Source organism: Marinobacter sp. PE14 (assembly GCF_053566155.1).
The window spans coordinates 46,565-68,257 of sequence record NZ_JBQXNY010000005.1 but is presented as its reverse complement, the minus strand read 5'-3'; the positions used below and the strand labels follow the sequence as shown (position 1 = coordinate 68,257).

The window sequence follows — 21,693 nt, the reverse complement described above, 5'->3', positions numbered from 1 at the left end:
CGCCCTACTCCCACTCCATGAAAGAAACCCGAGGATCGTAATCGGGCGCCCGGGCTTCCAGGCTCATCTGTAAACGGAGCACGCCGGGGCGCTTTCTGAAGCGGTGAGTGGATTTCCGCCGTACAAAATCATCATCGGCAGAGCGGGCAGTAATAACCGTTTTCAACTCATGCTCGCCATTTTCCAGGTTCCCGGTGAACAACTGCTGGATACCGCCGCGCTCAAGCGACGCGCGCTCTCTGTCGGAATACAGGTGAGAAGCGACAGGCTGACCATTGACGAAGAGCTCGATGGAATCAAGATCGAGGGCATCCCGACTCTGAAGTGTCAGAAAAACTGCCAGTCGGGTATTGGCTGGGTGCAGGACCTTCTGTTCAAGGGCGAATACGCGCTCGGAATGGCTGGCGATTTCAGCATTCAGGCGTTCGAGTTCCTCGTCAAGCCCGTCGGCGACTGCAGCCGAGGCAGCCGGCAACGCCAGAACCAGTGCTCCGATGGCGACTACCCTTTGGTGTGCTATCCGGCGCCTTTGTGATTGTTGTGTGCCGAACATAAGCCTCCTGCCCTTTTAGCCTCTGTAACTCATGCAAACTTCTGTAACAGATCGGCAGGAAGCGTAACACTTGGTAACCGTCAAGAACGGTATACAGATCACCAAATGGAAAACGCACAGCGAAAGCTTAAACGGTCGGAGGAGTGGGAAGAGTGTCGAGTTATTTGACAGAGTCAGGAGGGATATCGGGGCCCTAGGAGGATTCAGCGGATAAGTTGAATTTTAAACGACTGTTTTGTGGTCCTTTCCTTCACTTGGCCCTGTATTTGCTGAACGGAAAGCGGCGGGAGTGCCTTCAGGCAACCCCGCTTGATATGCCGAGCTTTGCCGATGCCCTCAACCGCATCGGCTTTTTTTATTTACTCAGCTGCTTCATGGCCGATTCGAGGCCTTCGACGGTCAGCGGGTACATGTGATCGTTAACGAGCTGTTTGGTCATGCCCAACGAACCTCCGTTGCCCCAGTAACTCTCCGGGAGCGGATTAATCCAGACAACCTTTCGGAAGTGTTCGTTTATACGTTGAAACCAGGTAGCGCCGGCTTCCTCGTTCCAGTGCTCGATCGAGCCACCGGGATGAGAGATTTCGTAGGGCGCCATGGTAGCGTCGCCTACAAAGATGACTTTGTAGTCCGGCGTGTACTTGTGAAGAATGTCCCAGGTGCTGGTGGTTTCATTCATCCGGCGGATATTGTTCTTCCAGACACTCTCGTAGACGAAATTGTGGAAATAGAAATATTCCATGTGTTTGAATTCGAGCCGTGCGGCCGAGAACAGTTCCTCACAGACGCGTACGTGAGGGTCCATGGAGCCGCCCACGTCGAAGAAAATCAGCACCTTCACCGCATTGTGCCGTTCGGGCACCATTTTCAGGTCCAGGTATCCTGCATTACGAGCCGTGGAGCGGATCGTGTCGTCCATATCCAGCTGGTCCGCCGCACCCTGGCGGGCGAACTTACGCAGCCGGCGCAGCGCCACCTTGATGTTGCGGATGCCCAAGGTCACGCTGTCGTCCAGATCTTTGAACTCGCGCTTTTCCCAAACTTTTACGGCCCTGCCGTGACGACCGTTCTTCTGGCCGATCCGGAAACCCTCCGGGTTGTAGCCGTTGGCGCCGAATGGTGAGGTGCCGCCGGTTCCAATCCATTTATTGCCGCCGGCATGACGCTCTTCCTGCTCTTCCATTCGCTTCTTGAAGGTCTCGATCAGCTCCTCGAGGCCTCCAAGAGAATCGATTTTGGCCTTCTCTTCCTCAGACAAGTGCTTCTCAAACTCAGCTCTGAGCCAATCGTCCGGAATCAGGGCCTCCAGCAGCTCGTCAAGGTTCTCGATGCCTTCAAAGTACGCTTGGAAGGCACGGTCAAACTTGTCGAAGTGACGCTCGTCCTTGACCAGGCAAAGACGGGACAGGTAATAGAACTCTTCCATATCCGCAAAGGCGAGCCGCTTCTGCAGGGCTTCCAGAAGATCCAGAAACTCCCTCAGACTGGCAGGCACCTTCGCGCGCCGGACTTCAAGAAAAAAATCAATCAACATAAAACGTGACTCTTGCCAATGATCTTGCCGAGAATCAGCTACGACGACGGGCCATGAAGGCGAGTTTCTGCAACAGGTGCACATCCTGCTCATTCTTCACCAAGGCACCGTACAGAGGCGGCAACGCCGAACTGGAATCCTTCTCCTGCAACATTTTCGCCGACAGCTCATCAGCCATCAGCAGTTTCAGCCAGTCAATCAGCTCCGAGGTGGACGGTTTCTTCTTCAGGCCCGGGACCTTGCGCACATCAAAGAAGACTTCCAGAGCATCGCGAACGATTTCCTGCTGCAAGCCCGGGAAATGCACGTCCACGATATTCTGCATGGTGTCGTGGTCCGGGAAGCTGATGTAGTGGAAGAAGCAACGACGCAGAAACGCATCCGGCAGTTCTTTCTCGTTGTTACTGGTGATCACCACGATCGGGCGTTTCTTTGCCTTAACCAACTTCTGAGTCTCATAGACAAAGAACTCCATACGGTCGAGTTCCAGCAGGAGGTCGTTGGGAAACTCGATGTCCGCCTTGTCGATCTCATCGATCAGCAGAACCACTTGCTCGTCGGCCTCAAAAGCCTCCCAGAGCTTGCCCTTTACGATGTAGTTGCCGATATCCTTGACCTTTTCATCACCCAACTGCGAGTCCCGCAGACGGGAAACCGCATCGTACTCGTACAGCCCCTGCTGAGCCTTGGTAGTGGACTTGATGTGCCAGGGAATCAGCCTCATACCCAATCCGGCGGCCATTTCCTCCGCCAGCAGGGTTTTCCCGGTGCCCGGCTCGCCCTTGATCAACAGCGGGCGCTGAAGCGCAATCGCTGCGTTGACGGCCATTTGCAGGTCATCGGTGGCTACATACTTCTCGGTACCGGTAAACTTCATGCTCTGGTTCCTGTTGGTTACTTTTTCTGGTCTTTCTGATCAGGTTTCTTCTTCGGATCGTCTTCGGGCAACCCGGACTCATCCTGATCATAATCGGGTAAATCGTCGAACTCGGACAAATCGAAATCCTCAAGCCCGAACTCTTCCTCGTCATCGTCTTCCGGAGCATCAGCGTCGGAGGGATCTGCGACATCCTCTAGCTCCGGGATATCCTCGTCCAACCCTGCAGGCTCTTCGTCTACTGGAGTGTTCGCTACCGGAATATCCTCTTCCGGCTCTTCGACCGGCTCGGCATGGGGCTCCTCGAACGCTTCATCTTCCGCCTTCAGAGTGGCCTCATGTTCATCGATCACGGCCTCTAGTTCGGACATATCGTCCTCTGGCGCTTCCTCGGTGACCTCAGGAATCTCCTCGGCTTCGGGCTCATCCTGCAGATCCTCAAGCGTTTCGCGCTCTGCAGCTGCTTTCTCTTGCTCCTGCTGATGCTGCTTACGCTTGCGGATGGCAAACCAGACCAGGCCGCCAATCACTATCAGGCCCCCGCCTGCAGCGGCGACCATCCACAAAGGTACGGCAAAGCCGGTTTCAGTTTCTTCCGGCTCCTCAGGTAACGGTTCAGGCTCCTGGGCCGCCGGCTTCATCGGCTCCTCTGCCTGACTCACGTCGATGGGCGAAGCAATCGCCGGATCGGACTCAGGTTGCACTGGCTCGGATACTGGCGGCTCCGGCTCAGATTGCTCGGTCGCGGGCGCTGGCTCAGTCACCTCTGGCTCGACTTGTTCAGCTGGCTGATTGGCTGGCTCTGTCCCTTCGGGCACCGTAAACCCGACGGTAGCGCTGAACTTTCGGCTAAAGGTCTGGCCATCGGCGACCACATCAAAGGTGTAGAGGCCTGCAGCTGGCAAACCACTTACGGTATCCCGATAGGTGCCATCTTCCGGCGGCTGCTCACCGCGTAATACCTTGGTCCCGCTCCTGCCATCTTCCGAAGTGATACTAAGGCTGACTTCAATCACACCCAGAAAATCAGGATTGGTGATTTTCTCCCCTTCTTCGAAAAAGCCAACCCGGATGTTGAGTGGGTCGTCCGCGGTAAACGATGGTGGTAGTGGATTAACCACCATCCTGAGGTCGCTGACCACTGTTACCCGGCTACCCTCGCCCAGTTCGCCATTGATACGCCACTGCCCGGCCAACGGCTCATTGACCGTGATCAGGTCATAACCGGCTTCCCTTGCCCACCGGACGTTATCGGGGAATTCGGCGAGATTCACGGTCTGTTCGTCCGGGCGAATCAGTGCAAGATCCCGGGTGGCAGAGGTTTCAGACTCGCCCCAGAAAATCAGGGCGGTAAATTCACGAACGCCCTCGTCCACCGTAAAGCCATTGCCCTCAATAGGAATCTGCTCCTGCGGAACCGCGGTGTTCAATGCCTGAAGAAACGCCAGGTTCAGCGCATCTGCTGTATCCGCCACCTGGAAACGACCGCCGGAGTCTGTCGCCAACGCTTTCAGAAAGTCGGTATCCGCAGCCTCAGAGAGAGCCACGGGGTGAAAGGTAGCGCCCCTTTCGATGAGATCCGCGACAATTGTATCCAGAATACGAGTTTCCTCTGCGGTATTCTTTGCGGGATCGTCGGAGATATCGACCTTGCCGTCGGTCAGCAGTATGAAGTGAGTCCGGCTCAGATCGCCGTCCGTGAAATAATCATCGCTGGCTGTCTCAATAGCCGCGCCAAGGTTTGTTCTGAGTGCGACCGAGTTAATCTGAGCTGAGCGCTGAATGGCCATTTCCCGCCATGCGTTGGTTACCTCACGGTGCGGCACCAGCATGTTGACATACTGCCCGAAGGTCCAGACACCCGCCGAGGCCCCCTCTGGCAAAAGCCGGGCCAGCAGACGCACGGCGGGCTGTCGCAGGTTTTCCGGGTCGGTGTCTTTCATGGAGCCCGAGATATCGACAATGATCCGAACGTCCGACCGCTCGGGCAGTTGAACGTCGTCACTCTCCTGGGCATTCAACCCGGCTGGCAGGCTGAGCACGAAACAAAGTGCAACCAGCCCAAACCATCTCGATGTCATCTCTCTCAAGGCATCCATCCTTATCTTTTTTTCTTTTTCGCGCTATTTACGAACAAGACGGTAGCGAACCAGATCCAGCACCCAGACCAGCAGCATGACCAATCCGGCGAGGCCCAGATTAAACAGTGCCCGACCTGAAGCGTCCGCGTCGCCAAGAATCATTTCGTAGCCGCCGAACAGCCAGGCCGGAATCCACCAACCGGCCAGATCGGGCGATTCAACCGGGGTAAGCAGCAAAGCCACCAGAGCAGCGAGAATCAGGGTCCGCACTCCATAAAAAGGCAGAAAACGGATCAGGCTCTTCATCATATAAAAGAACACGACAAAAGCTATGGCGTAAGCGGCCCAGAAAATCCCGTAGGCCAGTTGTGCATCGGTATCAATCATTACAGGATCCAGTGAATGATATGTTCTTCCCAGTCTTCTTCCGGCACGCGGTCTTCCGAAATCACCTTGTGACGGATCGAAACGCCTGCTTCGTTCACCGAATCGGGATCCCCGCTTCGCAAGGGATGCCAATCGGCCAACGGCCGGTCTTCAGCCAGGGTCCGGTAAGCGCAGGTGTATGGCAGCCAATGGTAGTCGCTGACGGTGCCCGGTGTCAGTACCGTGCAACCCGGCACCTTCTGAAGCCGCTCTTTGTAAACGGTGCACTGGCAGGTTTCTTCGTCCATATAACGACACACCAGATCAGTGTGGTAGACCTCGCCGGTGTCTTCGTCTTCCAGTTTGTTCAGGCAACATTTTCCGCAACCGTCGCAAAGAGACTCCCATTCCTCAGGCGTCATCTCATGCAGGCGCTTGCGTTGCCAGAACGGCACCTGGGCAATCATGGATCGCGGCGATCCAGCGTGCGCTTGAAGTCCACCACGTAACCCTCCTGCTCTTCCGGCATTTGCAGAAAAAAGTCTTTCTCGCCGATGGCTTCCAGAACCTGCTTTCCGGTCGTTCTTGCCAGCTTGCGGTCGGGCGTCAGAACCAGATCCATGGAATGAACCGGCTGACCGAAAATACCCATGAGACTCTCCGGAAGCTCCTCCAACTTCTGTCCGCGCCGAACAAAAAGATAGGTGTCATTCTTTTTGCTGCTCCGGAAAACAGAGACAAATTCCCGCTCTTTCATGACTTCAGTAATTCCTCAATATCAGAGCGAACCGGAGCAAGAATCTGCGCCCGCCAGCCCTGGAAAAATTCGTGTTGCGCCAGGTCCGGTTGCTGTACAACCTTTTCCAAACGCTTTCTCGGCGCCAGCAACTCCATTGGAATATCAGCATCTTCCGCCGCCTTTTTGAAAAGGCGCTTTAATTGCTTGAAGAATCCCTGCTGATCCCGGGACAAAGGTGGCGCAACCCTCTCAAGGGACGAATTATCCGCGGTCGACCCCCGGCTAACAAGTTCAATGAGGGTATCGCCGTACCGACGGACTGCGCCGGATGGTACTCCCTGAATGTTGGAAAGCTCCTTTGGGGAAGCTGGCAGCCTTTCCGCAATGGCAATCAACAGTGTATCAGCCAGCACACGGTTCCTTGGCCGGTCCCGCCGCTGGCACTCAAGCTCACGCCAGCGCACAAGTTCCTTCAGGACACCCTGTTGCTGAGCCGAGAGGGTCCATCCGGCCCGCAGTTTCAGGTAATGGTTATCGGGATCTTCCTGCCCTGCCAGTTCATTGGCAAAGCGCGCCGATTCCTCTACCAGAGCCGCTTCCAGACCGCGATCGCGAAGTAATGCTCTGACCCACTGGTACATTGGCTCCAAAAAACGGATATCGTCAATCGCGTAACGTTGCTGAGCATCGCTCAGCGGTCTCGCCAGCCAGTCAGAGCGGGTGGCGGACTTGTCCAGAGTCTCACCGAACAGAGTTTCCACCAGTCTCGCGTAACCCAGGGAAAACCCGGCTCCAGCCATCGCGGCGCCGATTTGAAGATCGATCACACCGGCAGGCTGGAGATTGAGCCACTGGCGAAACAGTTCCAGGTCTTCGCTCATTGCGTAAAGGAGCTTTGGCGTATCCGGGTCCGCCAGGACTTCCCGGAAACGTCGGGATTGTTCGGCAACGGCAGGGTCCACCAGGCAAAAGTCACCATTAAGGCCCAGTTGAACCAGTCCGGGTATCGGGTAAAAGGTGTTTACCCGCTCAAATTCAGTGTCCAGAGCCAGAGGCTTGCCCGGTGCGCGATCCAGCCATTGGTCCAGCGCTTCCGGTTCCCGGATCCAGTCAATACTGGCCGGAGCCGGGGGAACGTCGATAGCCACAGCGGCCTGGGCAGAAATATCCATAAACGTGCCTGGTAGGTTTATTCGGTCAGATTCAATCGGACAGTGGTTTGCGACCACGGAATGCGTGGGTCAGGGTAAAGCCATCAACGTAGCCGAGTTCTCCACCCACCGGTATACCATGGGCCAGACGGGTTATCAGGATTCCCTGGCCATCAAGGCGATCGGCGATGTAGTGAGCCGTAGCTTCACCCTCCACGGTCGGGTTGGTCGCCAAAATCAGTTCAGTCACGCCCTCGTCGCGGATCCGCTTCAGCAGACGCTCGATGCCGATTTCCTCCGGCCCAACGCCGTCAATCGGTGAGAGGTGCCCCATCAGGACGAAATAGCCGCCGCGATAGTCTCCCGCCTGCTCGATGGCCAGAAGATCCGAAGGGCTTTCCACCACACACAGGGTACCAGTGCGCCGTTGGGGATTTTCACAGATCCCGCAGACCTCGGTGTCGGCAAAGTTCTGGCAGCTTTCACATCGCCGGACACCGTTCATGGCCTGGCTCAGTGCCTCGGAAAGACGAGTGCCGCCGGAACGACTACGTTCCAGCAAATGGAAAGCCATGCGCTGGGCCGTTTTCTGGCCAACTCCGGGAAGGCAACGAAGGGATTCTACAAGCTCATCAACCAGGGGGCTGAACGCCATGAAAGGTCCTCAAACGACTGCAGGATGAAATTCAGAACGGCATCTTGAAACCGGGCGGCAGGCCCATGCCGGACATCATACCGGACATTTTCTCTTTCTGGTTTTCCTCGACGCGCCGTACGGCATCGTTCACCGCAGCGGCCAGAAGATCTTCCAGAATATCCTTTTCCTCAGACATCAGGGAGGAGTCGATGTCCACTTTACGAACGTCGTGACGGCCATTCATGGTGACTTTGACCAGCCCGGCTCCAGCTTCGCCAGTCACTTCTGCCTTGGCGATTTCTTCCTGGGCCTTCTGCATCTCTTCCTGCATTTTCTGGGCTTTTTTCATCATGTCGCCCATATTATTCATCATAGCTTATCTCCTGCTTATCTCGGCCGGCCGGATACTGTCTTCAACTACCCGCGCCTCGAATCGTTCAACAATAGACTTTACGACCGGATCCCTGCGAATGGACGCCTCTGCGGCTTCCTGGCGCGCCTTTCTCTGGCGTTCCTCATAAGCCGCCGGGGTGTCTGGCCCGGGATTGCCCTGCTCTGTACGTAACTGAATGGAGTCGCCAAAGCGGTTTCTCAAGGCAGCGAGAATCTTTTCCTCGTGCCGGCTGTTCAACAGCCTGACGTGACCCTCATCAATGGTCAGGGTAATGACATCGCCGTCCCGCGACATGGCGCCGTGACTGGCGAGATTACCGGGCATGCCCACAATGCCAAGGCTCCGGAAATCGCGGTGCCAGACAAACTCTCCCTCAGGTTCAACTACAGGTTCGGCCGCTGGACCACGCTCTAGCTCAGGCTCTACAAACGCAGGTTCCTGAGCCGGCGCAGGCTGAACAACTGGCTCGGCAGAAACTTCAGGCGCGAGCTCTTCTGTAACAGGAGCCTCATCACTCAGGGGATAGTTCTCTTCATACTCTCCTGTCGCCTCGGCCTGAGCATCCAGACTGGCCAGCCAGGATGCATCCTCCTCCGCAACGGGCGGAGCGGCCGGCATCTCGGGCTCAGGCTCAGGCGTGGATTCGGGTTCCGGTTCCGGCTGTTTTTGCTCTACCTGTGGGGTCGGCGCCGGGTCGGGCTCATCCCGTGGCTCAGAGGCGGCGGGCTGGCCACCGGAGCTTATTGCGGGGGGCTCTCGCCGGTCAGCACCGGGCCGGAAGGCAAGCATCCGGAGCAGCGTCATTTCGAAACCCATTCGCGCGTCAGGCGTAATGGCGAGGTCTTTCCTCCCAATCAGCGCAGATTGATAGAAAAGCTGCGCGTCCTCGGCGCTAAGCTTGCGGGCCAGGGCCTGGACCTGCTCGGCATCACCAAGGGCGTTATCCGCGCTGCCCGGAACCACCTGTTCCATGGTGACCCGGTGAAAGAGCGATAGCAGATCGGCGAGGATCACACTGTAATCCGGTGCAAAGTCGGAAATCCGGCTGATTTCCGCCAAAAGTGCCGGGCCATCGCTCTCAACCAGCGCATTCACGATGCGCTCGATATCCCGCTGATCAATGGTGCCCAGCATATTGCTAACATCACTGGCCGACAGCTTCTGGTTGCCGAAGGCGATAGCCTGATCGGTCAGGCTCAAGGCATCGCGCATACTGCCATCGGCGGCGCGGGCCAGGAGCCACAGGGCCGGTTCCTCAAATGGAATTTCCTCGGCACCCAGTACATGCCTCAGATGGCCTGCGATGTGCTCCGGGGTCATGCGCTTGAGGTTGAATTGCAGGCACCGGGAGAGCACCGTGACCGGCAGTTTCTGGGGATCGGTCGTCGCCAGCAGGAACTTGACGTGTTCCGGCGGCTCTTCGAGGGTCTTCAGGAAGGCGTTGAACGACTGGTTGGTCAGCATGTGCACCTCGTCAATGAGGTACACCTTGTAGCGGCCACGGGTAGGCGAGTACTGGACGTTATCAGTCAGCTCACGCATATCATCAACGCCGGTCCGGGACGCGGCGTCGATTTCAATCAGATCCACAAACCGGCCTTCCTGAATCTCCTGGCAGCTGGAGCATTCGCCGCAGGGATTGGGGGTGACGCCCGTTTCGCAGTTAAGGCAGCGGGCGAGCAGCCGGCCAATGGTGGTCTTGCCTACCCCACGGGTCCCCGTGAACAGATAAGCGTGATGAAGACGCTGGCTTTCCAGGGCGTGAATCAACGCCTGGAGCACGTGTTCCTGGCCCACCATATCCTCGAAGGTGCGTGGGCGCCATTTACGGGCAAGTACCTGGTAGCTCATGTTCCGCCAACTGCAGTGAAAAACGGGTTTAACCTTAGCATGGACACAGATCTATAAGAAGCAGAGTTGATTCCGGAAACCGAAGGAAAAGGCCGTTAAAGCAGAGAGACTGCAAGAGAGATATCAGAGAAAAATCAGGGCAATAGCTTTGCGGAGAGAAAAACTGGGGGTGACTCCATCAGCGACACCCCGGCACACAATTCCACCGCTTCGGCTGCTCCCTTCCGGGCCTGACCGGGTTCACGGTTTCATGTTGCGGAGGCACCAATGGAGCCACCATAACGGCGTTTCAGGACAAATCCCTGAAAGCGGCGCGCATATTAGCAAAAGGGTTTACACACTACAATGACAAATCAGCATGCTCTCCGGCATCATGCTTAAAGAGGCAGCAGCACCTCATCCTGGCGGAACCAGCAGGCCAGACTGTAGCGAGTGCGGTTTGCCGGCAACACCTCGTGGGGAATCTCTTCGCTCATGAACAACGCCATGCGGCCCGCCTCGGGCAACACGGTTCCGCACACTTCCTGATCATTGTCGCGGTTGAACACCTGAAGGGCACCGCCGTCGGCTGCCTGCCACTCTTCGTTGAGATAAAGCACCAAGCTCACCACCCGGGACGCCCTGCCCTTAAAACTGTCCAGGTGCTGCTTGTAGAAATCACCGGAGTGGTAGGTAGAGTAATGGGTCTCGAACCGCTTCAGCCCCAGAAACAGCCTCTGGTTAAGGCCCTGACGAATCATTTCAAAGAATTCGAACAACGCAGCCTGGGGCGCAGTAACACCCTGCAACCAGGCGATCTTATCGCGGCGCACCGAACGGTCACGTACCAGATCATTACCGCGGCCGATGCCGGCTTTTTTCATGGCATCGGTACGATCCAGAATCTGCACTTCCTGTTTCAGCGCCCCCAACAAGTTGGAGCCCAGCCGCGACCTCACATCCAGCGACATCCAGCCGTGCTCGCTAAGCCCCAAAGCCAGTTCATCCAGCCATTCCTCAGACAACGGCTCACGTTGATCCGGCGTGAGGTCCATCGACTGGACATCACTGCCTGCCACCGCATCCTGGGCGCTGTGCAAAGGTGTGATAAGGGGATCATGGATCGGGATGATTACCGGCGTTTCCATCGGCAGGCCTCGTACTAGATTTGAGCGTATTTTAGGCGCAATTCTCGCCGGAGCGGCAGTTTTAATTTACTCTCTGTGTAGGCAAATACACTTAACCGGTTTCACTCAGTAGATAACCATGTCAGAAAGCAGTAACAGGCCACCGCTCTCACTCTCTCCGGGCCAATGGTCCTTCACGCGCTGGAAAACGATCGGGCAACTGGAAGCCCTTGAGGTACACCACCCCTTGTTCCAGGCCACCCTGTTTCTCCAGGGCGCGCACCTCGCAAGCTTCAAGCCCCAGGACGAATCTGACTGGTTGTGGATGAGCCCAACCGCCCGATACGAACCTGGCCGTGCCATTCGTGGAGGCATTCCGGTCTGCTGGCCCTGGTTCGGCGATCCGGTCCGCAACGCGCCAGAAGTTCGCAAGCGCATCCAGACCGACAAAGCCCACGGATTTGCCCGTACCGCACTGTGGAAACTGGAGGATGTCCGGGAGAACGCACACGAGGTGGAAATCAGCCTGTCCCTGGATGGCAATGAAGATTTCAACGATATCTGGATCGGGCATGCGCTCGCCCTGCTCACGTTCAGCTTTTCCATCCGCGGCTGCCAACTGGCTTTGACGACCACAAATCTGGGGAACGATCTCCTGGCCTTTACCCAGGCGCTTCACACTTATTTGCCGACCAGCGACATAACCCGCTCTCGAGTGTTGGGCCTCGGAAACAGCCAGTACATCGACACCCTGGATAGCTGGGAATACCGCAACCAGGAAGGCCCTGTGTATTTTGACGGCGAAACGGACCGCATCTATGAGAGCGGCGACACACTGACGATCGTGACACCCCGAACTGGCCGAAAGCTCTCAGCCGTAGGCAGCGACTCAACCGTGGTCTGGAACCCCGGTCCGGCCAAGGCGGCCAAGCTATCGGATTTTCCCGATACGGCCTGGCAGTCCATGCTGTGCGTCGAAACCGCCAATGCAGCCAGCGACTATCGGGTGCTTAATAACGGACAAAGCCACACATTAGGCGTATTCATTGGAAGGAAATCATGAGCCTGGCATCGTTTCTGAAGTCCCGACTGGTTCCCGCGGAACTGGACAAACATATCAACCGCATCCGCAAACCCATCGGGAGCCTGGGCTACGACCCCTGGGGATACAACAACGAAGCCATGAAATACGGGCTTTCGCTCACCAAACAGATCTACGAGAAGTACTTCCGGGTTCAGGCCCACGGCGTGGAAAACATTCCCGCGGATGGGCCGGTGCTCATTATTGCCAATCACAGTGGTCAGCTTCCTATCGACGGCCTGCTGATCGGCTATGCCCTCGCCTCCCGGGAAAAAGATGCCCGCATTCCAAGGGCGATGATCGAACGCTTTTTCCCGACTGTGCCCTGGCTCGGCAACCTTTTAAATGAAGTGGGCGCCGTGCTCGGCGACCCGGTGAACTGCGCCAAGATGCTCGCTAACGACGAGGCCGTCATCGTGTTCCCCGAGGGCATACGCGGTTCCGGAAAACTCTACCACGAACGCTACCAGCTCAAACGGTTTGGCAACGGCTTCATGCACTTGGCGATGAAGTACAAGGCGCCGATCGTGCCTGTGGGCGTGGTGGGCTGCGAGGAGACCATCCCGGCCATCGCCAACATAAAGCCCCTGGCAAAAGCCCTGGGCATCCCCTACGCCCCCGTCGCCATGCCCGTGGTGCTGCCGGCGAAAGTACACCTGAACTTCGGAGCCCCGATGTACTTTGACGATCTGGAAATTCCCGAAGAACAGGTCACCGACCGGGTGGAGAAGGTCAAGTCGGAGATCAGCCGGCTGATCGACAAGGGACTGAGCGAACGGAAAAGGCTTTTCTGATGACCGAACAACGCAGACCACACATCCTGATTACCGGCGCCGCCGGCGCCCTCGCCCAACAGGTCATCGAACAGCTTCGGGATACCTGCGACCTGGTCGCTGTGGATTTCCGTGAACAGGTCTACCTGGGCGACGACATCCCGAGCTACTGTATCGATTTCAACAAGCGGGTATTCGAGGATCTGTTCCGGCGCTATGAGTTTGATGGCGTAATCCACATGGGCCGGATCATGTCCAGCCAGCTCACCCGCATGCGGCGCTACAATGCCAACGTGCTCGGCACCCAGAAGCTTCTGGATCTGAGCCACAAGTACGGCATCAAACGAGTGGTCGTGCTTTCAACGTTCCATGTATACGGAGCGGTTGCCTACAATCCCGCCCTTATCGATGAAGCAGCCCCCCTCAAGAGCGCAGGGCTCAGCGCCGACCTGATTGACTCCGTTGAGCTGGAGAACCTGGCCAACATTTACCTTTGGCGCTACCCGGAACTGAACATCACTATCCTGCGACCCTGCAATATCGTGGGGCCAGGCGTGCGCAACACCATTAGCACCCTGCTGGGCAGCGAGCGGGCTCCGGTGTTGGCGGGCTTTTCACCCATGATGCAGTTTATCCACATCGATGACATGGCTGATGCCATTGTACTGGCGTATAAAAAACCGACACGTGGCGTTTACAACGTCGCCCCGCAGGATTGGGTGGCCTATCAGCACGCACTCAAGCTCTGTGGCTGCAAACGGATTCAGGTGCCTTCCGTCCCGCCGATGGTGCCGAAGATGATACTCGGCACCTTGAAACTAAAGAGTTTCCCGTCCTACCTGATGGCGTTCTTCAAATATCCCGTAGTGATTGATGGACGGGCGTTTGTTAACGAGTTCGGGTTTGAGCCGAAGCGGCCGCTGAAGGAAATTTTCCGGTTTTATCGGGAAAATAAGAGGCCTGTTTAGTAAACATTGGCTACATAAGTTATTCTCATCTAAAAAGAGCTATTCTTTTTAAAGGACTTACTTTGCGGGGCACTCTGGCATGTTCAGCAACATGGACGTACTCAGCTATTCACTTGCTGCGATTACGTTCGGACTTCTGGCGATTTTGGTGGCGGCACGATACCTTCGCCGCGGAGTCGACCGTGCCCTTGCGCTTGCCTCAACCGTAACGGCCGTTTGGGCATGTTCGCTCGTAAGTCAGAGCATCTGGGGCTATCCGGGCTTTAACCTTAGATATCTGATTGAACTGCTTCGGGATGCTGCCTGGATTTACCTGCTATTTGCGTTGCTGAAAGACGGACTAAGGGAAAACAAGCTCACCGGAAAAGTAAAGCAGATCCTGGGCGCAAGCGCAGGCCTTCTACTTTTGGTTCTGCTCGCAATCGGGCTCATCGAAAATTTTACCGATCTGGCTTTGGCTAGCGGGAAAATCAAACTTCTCGGCCAAATCGGGCTTTCCCTGCTGGGCCTGTCTCTCGTCGAGCAAATCTGGCGCAATTCCCCCAGTTTCGGAAGGTCAAGTATAAAATACATGTGCATTGGCGCGGGGACTATATTCGCCTTCGATTTCTTTATGTACTCCGATGCCCTTCTCTTTGGGCATGTTGCAGACTCCTTCTGGAACGCCCGCGGTTTTGTAAATGCTCTCCTTACACCGCTATTCGCTGTCAATGTCATCAACACCCGCAGGCAGCCCGTTGATTTTCATTTGTCCCGTTCGGCAGTTTTTCATGGTGGAACACTGATATTTGCCGGTGGCTATCTGCTGTTTCTTGCCCTCGGTGGCTACTATGTTCGAACACTGGGTGGGCAATGGGGCGACGCACTTCAGGTTCTATTTTTCACGATTTCACTTGTTTTCCTGACTACGCTGCTTCTTTCGAGGCGCATCCGCTCAAAACTGATGGTAGTGATCAGCCAGAACTTTTTTGACTACAAATATGACTACCGCGAAGAGTGGCTAAAAATGACGCGGGAGCTTGCCGATCTCAGTGACGACCCCCCTCTACCCCAGCGCGTGATAAGGATACTTGCGGGACTAGTCGAGAGTAACGCAGGTGCGATTTGGCTCATTGGCGAGCAGGATGCTTACGTTCTCAAAGCTTCAGTCAATCTCTCAACACCCAAATACACCATGATCGAGGGCAACTCCGAACTGGTTCGCTTTTTTCGGGATCGTGAGTGGATTGTCGACCTACATGAATACAAGGCAGATCCGGTCAGCTACAACCTTTTGGAAATTCCTGACGTAATAGCAAAAACTCCTGACTGCTGGCTGATCATTCCACTCTATCTGGGTAATGAACTCTATGGGATGGCTCTTGTCGGCAACCCATACGCCCGCGTGGAACTCAATTGGGAAAACTTTGACCTCATTAAGGTCGTGGCTCGGCAGACCTGTAACCTGCTCGCCCAAGCCGATGCTCAATACAGATTATCCCGTGCGATGCAGTTTGAAGCCGTGAGCAAGGCGTCCTCTTTTATGGTTCATGACCTGAAAACCGTTATTGCCCAGTTGTCACTGCTGGTGAAAAATGCGCCAAAACATCGCAATAACCCTGCGTTCATTGACGACATGATCAATACGACTGAACACGCTGTGAGGAAAATGTCGAATCTGGTAGATCACATTCGAAAACCTCACACAGAAGAAAAGGTCAATCTTGAGCCGATCAACCTGACACAATTGGTTCAGCAGTTGGTGACGCATTATCAGCACCGGACGCCAGCGCCGCATGTAGTCGGCTCTCCACCAGAAGCGATCATTAAGGCTGACACAGAACATCTCCGCAGCGTATTGGGCCATCTGATTCAGAACGCACAGGACGCGACACCGCCCACAGGGGAAATCACTCTTACAATCAAGACCTCCAAAGGCTCCGTAGTTCTGTTCATTCAAGACACGGGGTCAGGAATGACAGAAGAATTCATCAGCGACCAATTGTTCAAACCTTTTGAAAGCACCAAAGGTCTGACGGGCATGGGTATTGGTGCTTATCAGGCACGGGAATACATACGGAAAATTGGGGGTACTATCGATGTTACAAGCGAGCCCGGGATTGGGTCATGTTTCTCTGTGTGGATTCCCCTTGCATTTGAAAAGACGGCGCCACTGACTGAACTAACATATCGACCAGATCATGACGCGGACCACACGAAAGAGAGCGTCAATTAATCGGCGATCACCCCAATAAATTCCATCGAGCATTGCAAAGTGTCAACGTTCGGTTAAGAATCTTTGCAAGGGAAACTCTCAAAAAGGATTTAATGCTGTTGTGACTAGACGACTCTTGATCGTAGAAGACGACCCGGGACTCCAAAGCCAAATGCGCTGGTGCTTCAGCGATGATCTGGAAGTAAGCCTCGCGTCGGATCGTGAATCCGCATTGGCACTCCTGCGACGAGAAGAGCCCAATGTAGTGACCTTGGATTTAGGCCTCCCCCCCGACCCAGGTGGAGCCTCTGAGGGTTTCAGTCTTCTGGAAGAAATTCTCAGGCTCGCGCCACTAACCAAAGTCATCGTCGTTACCGGCCGCGAAGACAAGGAGAATGCTGTCAAGGCTGTTGGAATGGGCGCATCGGACTTTTACCAAAAGCCTCTGGATGCAGATATCCTGACTTTTGTCGTTGACAGAGCTTTTCGGCTTTATGAACTTGAGCGCGAGAATCGTGAACTGGCGAACCAGCAGAACGCCACCAATATTAAAGGCATTGTCGCGGCCAGCCCACAAATGCTTCAGGTTTGCCGAACGCTAGAAAAGATTGCGCCGACTGACGTGACCACGCTGATCAACGGTGAAACCGGAACCGGCAAGGAGCTGGTTGCGCGTGCACTCCACGACCTCAGCCCTAGAGCCTCCAAGCCCTTCGCGGCCATTAACTGTGCAGCAATCCCAGAAGCCCTTTTGGAAAGCGAGCTGTTCGGCTACGAAAAAGGCGCTTTTACCGGCGCAACACAGAACAAAAAGGGCAAAATCGAATCTGCCAACGGTGGCACGCTTTTCCTGGACGAGATTGGGGACATGCCTTTCGCGCTGCAGGCGAAACTGCTCAGATTTCTCCAGGAACGGATGATTGATCGCGTTGGCGCGATCGAACCGATTTCAGTTGATGTACGGGTTATCTGCGCGACCCACCGGAATCTGAACCAGCTCATTGAGAGCGGCGAATTTCGCGAGGATCTGTACTACCGCATTAGCGAAATTACGCTTGACGTCCCTGCTCTCAGAGATCGTGATGGCGATGCTCTGGTTCTCGCGCAATCACTCCTGAAAAGTATCGGGAAAGAGCTCGACCGCCCAAACCTGTCCTTCGCCGATGACGCCATAAGCGCTGTTAATAACTATCCTTGGCCAGGCAACGTTCGGGAGATGATCAACAAGGTTAAGCGGGCGATTATAATGGCCGAGGGCAAAAGAGTGACCGCCGAAGACCTGTCACTTCAACAAACGTCAACGCAAGACGAGAAATGCCTGAACCTTCGCCAGATTCGTGAAACCGCAGAGCGGCGTGCGCTTAACCAGGCACTCCAGGTCAGCGGATTCAATATGGCGAAGGCGGCTCGATTACTTGGCATAACACGCCCCACCATTTATAGCCTTACCGATAAATACAACATCGAAACCTCCGAAGCTTCACCAGAAAGCTAGAGAGCCAGGCAGGAATACTATGACCGACGCACCAAGATTCCCCATGTTCAAGCGACACCGCCAGAATGATCCCATGATTACCTTTTTCAAAGGCCTCTATATCTGCACCGGCCTGGTGGTAGCGCTAGTTTTGCCCGGATGCGGCGGAGGCTCAACAGAGCCGGAAGGTCTATCCCACATTAATCGAAGTGAAACCTACGCGGAGCAGGGACAGTACAGGTCCGCCATGCTGGAAATAAGAAACGCCATCCAGCAGGAACCTGACAATCTGAATTACGTCCTACGCCTTTCCGATCTCTATCTGCGTGTAGGTGCCTATCCGGAAGTCGAGACTCTCCTGGTTCCACGGCTGAATGAACAGCCTGGCGAGGTCGCCCTTGCCCTCGCAGAATCCTACATTGGGCAAGGCAAACACTTATCAGCGCGTGAAACATTGCAACTGGCCGACGTTGATACTCCTGAAGAAAAAGGGCGTGCCGCCATTGTGCGAGGCGAAGCGCTGAGACTATCTGGTAACTACCAGGCAGCCATTGAGCAATTCGAAAAGGCAGTTGCTGAGGGGTGGCAAGTGGAAACGGCCACCGCCGGCATCCTGAAGACCTATCTGCATCTGAACAATCCTCAGAAAGCAGTAACTGAGGCCGATTCTTATCTCGCAGAACACCCTGAAAGCTCCGAAGTCCTGATGTTAAAGGGGCGCGCACTGTATACGCTGAACCGCCTTGAGCCGGCTGTGGAGGCTCTAACGGCAGCTGTGGGCGCCCTCCCCACCTCTGACTTTTTTCTGCCGGTGCGAAGACAAACACTGACACTGCTTTCTCGAGTGCTCACGGAACAGGGCCGTATTACCGAGGCACAGGTATATAACCGGGTTCTTGCAGAGAATACCGATTCAGATCTTGAGAATCAGGCAAAGTCAGCGATTTCTGCAATTAAGGACGGGCGTTTCGACGAAGCCTCTGAAACCCTCCAGGACCTGCTCCAGTTAAACCCAGATAACGAAAGAATCGCTCTTACCCTTGGCGCGCTGAATCTGCAACAAGGCAGGCTTCAAGAGGGCCTTGATCTGCTTTCTCAGAATATTGATCCGGAAACATCTCCCACCCGCTTCATTCGGCTTACAACAATGGCTCGAATCGACAAGGGTGAGCGCCGGGAAGCCTATACAACGCTGGCTCGAGCAATCGAGGCCCGCCCCGACGACACGGAACTGCTGGCCATGCACGGCATGGTGGCGCTGAGTCTCGAAGACACTCAGTCCGAGGGTGTCGCCAGTCTGAGCCGGGCCTTAAGCCTCAATCCCGAGAACGTTCGTCTTCGACTGGCCCTATCCAATTATTACGAACGTCAGGGAATGCCCGAGCAAGCTCTTGGACAACTTCGGATTGCCTTTGCAAACAAACCGGACGACTGGCCCACCACAGCGGCCTACGTGCGTTTACTAATCCGCGAGGGCCAAACCGGGGAACTTAGAGAGTTGCAACAATCCCTTGAGAACGGCTATCCCCAGGACCGCTCTGCGCAGCTTCTTGCAGCGATCTCATCAGCAGGAACTGGCAATACCGAAGACGCAATCAATAAGCTGGAAGGCCTTCGTGCCACCAACCCTGCAAGCATTGAAATAAACATTACGCTGGCCCAGCTTTACCAGGAGACGGGTCAACCAGCGAAAGCCGTCAGCAGCTTTGTCGCGGCCGCCAAACAAACCGAGCCAAAACTACCGCTGTTGTTCAGGGCAGCCCGGCTCCATGCCGCCAATAATCAGAGCGAGTCCGCCGTATCCGATTGGACCAAGTCGGTCGGTCAGGCTGAGCCCGAATTGGCCAATGCGCTGGCCGCTACGGAGATTCTTTGGCTGGTATCCGAAGAGCAACTGGAGACAGCCCGTTCCCGGCTAGCGGAAGCCGGCAAAGGAATCGAATCAGCGTCTCTCAAGACCGCTGAAGCCAATCTGCTTGCTGCGGAAGCACAACAACTAACACTCTCAGAACAATGGGATGCAGCGGTCAACAAGGCTCAGCAGGCTTTTGCACTGAACCCCGAAAATCAGGCGTTTGCTCTGCTGCCAGCACGAATCCGCACCCTACAGGGTGATATCGACGCAGCTCAAGCTGCAGTATTGGAGGTCGAGCAGGTTTTCGGAGCAACGGCCGGGGTGACCATTGCACGGGCTGCTATCCTGCAGGCGGATAATCACGCTGAAGAAGCTTTTCAGGCCCTCTATGCATTTTGGGGTGAGACCAGTAATCCTGCGGTACTTCCCGCGCTCGTTCAGTTGTCCAATCTGGTCGCAAAAGAAAAGACCAACGAACTTACGGCAGAATGGATTGATCTCGCTCCTGATAGCCTTCCGGCCAACCTCTCCCGCGGAAATCAATTGATGACCGAAGGGAACATCATGGCTGCTGCCAATCACTACCAAAAAGTTTTAGAGCAGGACCCATTTCATACAACAGCCCTGAACAATCTTGCCTGGGCACTGAGGGACACAGACACCCCCCGTGCACTTGAATTCGCGGCTCGTGCTGCAGAGATTGAGCCGGAGAATCCTGCGATTCTCGATACCTATGGCTGGATTCTACACCTAGATGGTCAACACCGTGCAGCAATGGATCAACTGCAACGAGCGCTCGCAATGGCCCCTGATAACGAAGAATTCAAAAACCACCTCGACGAGATTCGCAGGGCGCTGTAACCATAGCTGTTTAGTCTTATCGATAAAACCAGACTCGAAAGCGTGTCTGGTTTTTTTACATCTCATGCATAGCCGCTTTACACAACCCATCGGATGGACTTCCTACCTAGCTGTTTTATCGATGTTTTTCGTTTCTGGCACGGATTTCGTATATTAAGAAGAGTGGGGATAGTTCCCCCGACGCCAAACCTCTCGCGAGAGAGGGACGGAAAGCCACGGATCTCTCTGAGATAGCCGGGTTGCACGGAACGCACTACACCTTGACGGAGTATCAGTACAATGAAATTGGCCAGAACGACTTTAGCTGTAGCGTGTCTGAGCGCCATGTCTGCTCAAGCAGCATTCATTAACAACGGTTCTGAGGCGAACCTCAGTGAGATTATCAACGACAATCTCATTGTCTCGGGAACCAGCGTTAATGTGCTCGGCGATACCAAAAACAATGATGTAAGCACCGAACCGTTTTTTACCTCTTCCCCAGACGGAAGCAACAGCACAGCAACCTTTCTGATTGAAATCACGTCTATGCTGTCCAAACAGTCTTTCGGCATCTACAACGGCGATAACTACGTCGAGTTGTTTAACGGTGCGGACGAAGGCAGCTTCACGACCAGTGGCGGCTTCAACGGGCCCGTAACTGACAACGCCAACCGCGCCCAAGTCAGTTTCGACATCTCGGGTGGTAGCTACAGCGTCTACGTCAACAACCAGAAAAAGGGTACCTTCGCTAGCGAGGAATTCGGTTTCTACCTGGGTCGCGGTGGCGCTCCGGTAATCTATTCCGATGCCGAACGTAATGGCGGCGTTGAGCGTTTTGTTGCCATTAAAGGAAAGGGGCAGCAGATCAATCTTGGCAGCGAAATAACCTACGGCTGCAGTGAAGATACTCCTGAGAAATGCGTACTCTGGGAGAGCGATGACTACATCCTCGGTTTCGAGGACGGATCAGATATGGACTACAACGACATGCTGGTCTACGTAGAGGACATCGTCCCGGTTCCAGAACCTGGAACGCTTGCACTTCTTGGCATGGGCCTTTTCGGCCTCGGTGTCATTCGGCGCCGCAAAGCCTAAGGCCCGCTAGCACTATCCAGAAACCCCACCGCCCATGCGGTGGGGTATTTTCCTGGCCAGACCTGATGACGAGAGAAGAATAAGGCGATACTCTTTGCAGTAAATCAATAACAGGATTCTCAGG

General features: G+C 55.2%; 19 protein-coding genes, 1 other RNA gene and 1 riboswitch. Of the genes, 7 read left to right on the top strand and 13 right to left on the bottom strand.

Features of this window, described 5'->3' with window-relative positions; translation table 11 throughout:
* Nucleotides 1-4: 4 nt before the first annotated feature.
* The 13 genes from ACWJ62_RS16350 to ACWJ62_RS16290 form a co-directional block, all read right to left on the bottom strand.
* Nucleotides 5-553, bottom strand: coding sequence for an AraC family transcriptional regulator (locus ACWJ62_RS16350; RefSeq protein WP_449287155.1), 549 nt, complete (start codon nt 551-553; stop codon nt 5-7).
* Nucleotides 554-908: 355 nt separating this feature from the next.
* Nucleotides 909-2,087 carry a vWA domain-containing protein gene (locus ACWJ62_RS16345; RefSeq protein ID WP_449287154.1) on the bottom strand — a complete coding sequence of 393 codons (1,179 nt, stop codon included), beginning with the start codon at nt 2,085-2,087 and terminating at the stop codon, nt 909-911.
* Nucleotides 2,088-2,121: 34 nt separating this feature from the next.
* Complete coding sequence (locus ACWJ62_RS16340; RefSeq protein WP_449287153.1) at nt 2,122-2,964, bottom strand: AAA family ATPase; 843 nt, start codon at nt 2,962-2,964, stop codon at nt 2,122-2,124.
* 17 nt (nt 2,965-2,981) lie between these two features.
* A complete protein-coding gene (locus ACWJ62_RS16335) occupies nt 2,982-5,045 on the bottom strand; it encodes a VWA domain-containing protein (protein ID WP_449287152.1) in 2,064 nt (687 codons plus the stop codon).
* Between the two features lie 42 nt (nt 5,046-5,087).
* Complete coding sequence (locus ACWJ62_RS16330) at nt 5,088-5,432, bottom strand: hypothetical protein (protein ID WP_148607188.1); 345 nt, start codon at nt 5,430-5,432, stop codon at nt 5,088-5,090.
* Nucleotides 5,432-5,878, bottom strand: coding sequence for a YcgN family cysteine cluster protein (locus ACWJ62_RS16325; protein WP_449287151.1), 447 nt, complete (start codon nt 5,876-5,878; stop codon nt 5,432-5,434). The genes ACWJ62_RS16330 and ACWJ62_RS16325 overlap by 1 nt, the downstream gene beginning before the upstream one ends.
* Complete coding sequence (locus ACWJ62_RS16320; protein WP_449287150.1) at nt 5,875-6,168, bottom strand: YcgL domain-containing protein; 294 nt, start codon at nt 6,166-6,168, stop codon at nt 5,875-5,877. Before ACWJ62_RS16320 ends, ACWJ62_RS16325 begins: the two co-directional genes overlap by 4 nt.
* Nucleotides 6,165-7,322, bottom strand: a complete 1,158-nt coding sequence (locus ACWJ62_RS16315; protein WP_449287149.1) for a ribonuclease D — start codon at nt 7,320-7,322, stop codon at nt 6,165-6,167. Before ACWJ62_RS16315 ends, ACWJ62_RS16320 begins: the two co-directional genes overlap by 4 nt.
* A gap of 31 nt (nt 7,323-7,353) precedes the next feature.
* Nucleotides 7,354-7,956: a recombination mediator RecR gene (gene recR / locus ACWJ62_RS16310; protein ID WP_449287148.1), complete on the bottom strand. Its 603-nt coding sequence runs from the start codon at nt 7,954-7,956 to the stop codon at nt 7,354-7,356.
* Between the two features lie 31 nt (nt 7,957-7,987).
* Complete coding sequence (locus tag ACWJ62_RS16305; protein WP_053115401.1) at nt 7,988-8,311, bottom strand: YbaB/EbfC family nucleoid-associated protein; 324 nt, start codon at nt 8,309-8,311, stop codon at nt 7,988-7,990.
* A gap of 3 nt (nt 8,312-8,314) precedes the next feature.
* Nucleotides 8,315-10,183: a DNA polymerase III subunit gamma/tau gene (dnaX, locus tag ACWJ62_RS16300; protein ID WP_449287147.1), complete on the bottom strand. Its 1,869-nt coding sequence runs from the start codon at nt 10,181-10,183 to the stop codon at nt 8,315-8,317.
* A gap of 173 nt (nt 10,184-10,356) precedes the next feature.
* An RNA gene (gene ffs / locus ACWJ62_RS16295) (signal recognition particle sRNA small type) lies at nt 10,357-10,453 on the bottom strand.
* 107 nt (nt 10,454-10,560) lie between these two features.
* Nucleotides 10,561-11,310: a 2OG-Fe(II) oxygenase gene (locus tag ACWJ62_RS16290; protein WP_449287146.1), complete on the bottom strand. Its 750-nt coding sequence runs from the start codon at nt 11,308-11,310 to the stop codon at nt 10,561-10,563.
* Nucleotides 11,311-11,428: 118 nt separating this feature from the next.
* On the opposite strand from ACWJ62_RS16290, the gene ACWJ62_RS16285 reads away from it, so the two are divergent.
* The 7 genes from ACWJ62_RS16285 (at nt 11,429) to ACWJ62_RS16255 (ending at nt 21,569) form a co-directional block, all read left to right on the top strand.
* Nucleotides 11,429-12,352, top strand: a complete 924-nt coding sequence (locus ACWJ62_RS16285; RefSeq protein ID WP_449287145.1) for a D-hexose-6-phosphate mutarotase — start codon at nt 11,429-11,431, stop codon at nt 12,350-12,352.
* Nucleotides 12,349-13,164 carry a lysophospholipid acyltransferase family protein gene (locus tag ACWJ62_RS16280; protein ID WP_449287144.1) on the top strand — a complete coding sequence of 272 codons (816 nt, stop codon included), beginning with the start codon at nt 12,349-12,351 and terminating at the stop codon, nt 13,162-13,164. The genes ACWJ62_RS16285 and ACWJ62_RS16280 overlap by 4 nt, the downstream gene beginning before the upstream one ends.
* Nucleotides 13,164-14,111: an SDR family oxidoreductase gene (locus ACWJ62_RS16275; protein ID WP_449287143.1), complete on the top strand. Its 948-nt coding sequence runs from the start codon at nt 13,164-13,166 to the stop codon at nt 14,109-14,111. The genes ACWJ62_RS16280 and ACWJ62_RS16275 overlap by 1 nt, the downstream gene beginning before the upstream one ends.
* A gap of 79 nt (nt 14,112-14,190) precedes the next feature.
* Nucleotides 14,191-16,326 carry an XrtA/PEP-CTERM system histidine kinase PrsK gene (gene prsK / locus ACWJ62_RS16270; RefSeq protein WP_449287142.1) on the top strand — a complete coding sequence of 712 codons (2,136 nt, stop codon included), beginning with the start codon at nt 14,191-14,193 and terminating at the stop codon, nt 16,324-16,326.
* Between the two features lie 115 nt (nt 16,327-16,441).
* Nucleotides 16,442-17,800 (top strand): PEP-CTERM-box response regulator transcription factor, encoded by a 1,359-nt coding sequence (gene prsR / locus ACWJ62_RS16265; RefSeq protein ID WP_449287141.1) that lies wholly within the window; start codon nt 16,442-16,444, stop codon nt 17,798-17,800.
* A 19-nt stretch (nt 17,801-17,819) separates the two neighbouring features.
* Nucleotides 17,820-20,495, top strand: coding sequence for a tetratricopeptide repeat protein (locus ACWJ62_RS16260; RefSeq protein ID WP_449287140.1), 2,676 nt, complete (start codon nt 17,820-17,822; stop codon nt 20,493-20,495).
* Nucleotides 20,496-20,667: 172 nt separating this feature from the next.
* Nucleotides 20,668-20,742, top strand: a riboswitch (cyclic di-GMP riboswitch).
* Nucleotides 20,743-20,819: 77 nt separating this feature from the next.
* A complete protein-coding gene (locus ACWJ62_RS16255; protein WP_449287139.1) occupies nt 20,820-21,569 on the top strand; it encodes a PEP-CTERM sorting domain-containing protein in 750 nt (249 codons plus the stop codon).
* Nucleotides 21,570-21,693 lie beyond the last annotated feature (124 nt).

Bases quoted from the DNA above. Each gene is read 5' to 3' on its own strand.
- ACWJ62_RS16350 (WP_449287155.1), bottom strand. From the start codon at position 553: ATGTTCGGCACACAACAATCACAAAGGCGCCGGATAGCACACCAAAGG.
- ACWJ62_RS16345 (WP_449287154.1), bottom strand. From the start codon at position 2,087: ATGTTGATTGATTTTTTTCTTGAAGTCCGGCGCGCGAAGGTGCCTGCC.
- ACWJ62_RS16340 (WP_449287153.1), bottom strand. From the start codon at position 2,964: ATGAAGTTTACCGGTACCGAGAAGTATGTAGCCACCGATGACCTGCAA.
- ACWJ62_RS16335 (WP_449287152.1), bottom strand. From the start codon at position 5,045: ATGACATCGAGATGGTTTGGGCTGGTTGCACTTTGTTTCGTGCTCAGC.
- ACWJ62_RS16330 (WP_148607188.1), bottom strand. From the start codon at position 5,432: ATGATTGATACCGATGCACAACTGGCCTACGGGATTTTCTGGGCCGCT.
- ACWJ62_RS16325 (WP_449287151.1), bottom strand. From the start codon at position 5,878: ATGATTGCCCAGGTGCCGTTCTGGCAACGCAAGCGCCTGCATGAGATG.
- ACWJ62_RS16320 (WP_449287150.1), bottom strand. From the start codon at position 6,168: ATGAAAGAGCGGGAATTTGTCTCTGTTTTCCGGAGCAGCAAAAAGAAT.
- ACWJ62_RS16315 (WP_449287149.1), bottom strand. From the start codon at position 7,322: ATGGATATTTCTGCCCAGGCCGCTGTGGCTATCGACGTTCCCCCGGCT.
- recR (WP_449287148.1), bottom strand. From the start codon at position 7,956: ATGGCGTTCAGCCCCCTGGTTGATGAGCTTGTAGAATCCCTTCGTTGC.
- ACWJ62_RS16305 (WP_053115401.1), bottom strand. From the start codon at position 8,311: ATGATGAATAATATGGGCGACATGATGAAAAAAGCCCAGAAAATGCAG.
- dnaX (WP_449287147.1), bottom strand. From the start codon at position 10,183: ATGAGCTACCAGGTACTTGCCCGTAAATGGCGCCCACGCACCTTCGAG.
- ACWJ62_RS16290 (WP_449287146.1), bottom strand. From the start codon at position 11,310: ATGGAAACGCCGGTAATCATCCCGATCCATGATCCCCTTATCACACCT.
- ACWJ62_RS16285 (WP_449287145.1), top strand. From the start codon at position 11,429: ATGTCAGAAAGCAGTAACAGGCCACCGCTCTCACTCTCTCCGGGCCAA.
- ACWJ62_RS16280 (WP_449287144.1), top strand. From the start codon at position 12,349: ATGAGCCTGGCATCGTTTCTGAAGTCCCGACTGGTTCCCGCGGAACTG.
- ACWJ62_RS16275 (WP_449287143.1), top strand. From the start codon at position 13,164: ATGACCGAACAACGCAGACCACACATCCTGATTACCGGCGCCGCCGGC.
- prsK (WP_449287142.1), top strand. From the start codon at position 14,191: ATGTTCAGCAACATGGACGTACTCAGCTATTCACTTGCTGCGATTACG.
- ACWJ62_RS16260 (WP_449287140.1), top strand. From the start codon at position 17,820: ATGACCGACGCACCAAGATTCCCCATGTTCAAGCGACACCGCCAGAAT.
- ACWJ62_RS16255 (WP_449287139.1), top strand. From the start codon at position 20,820: ATGTCTGCTCAAGCAGCATTCATTAACAACGGTTCTGAGGCGAACCTC.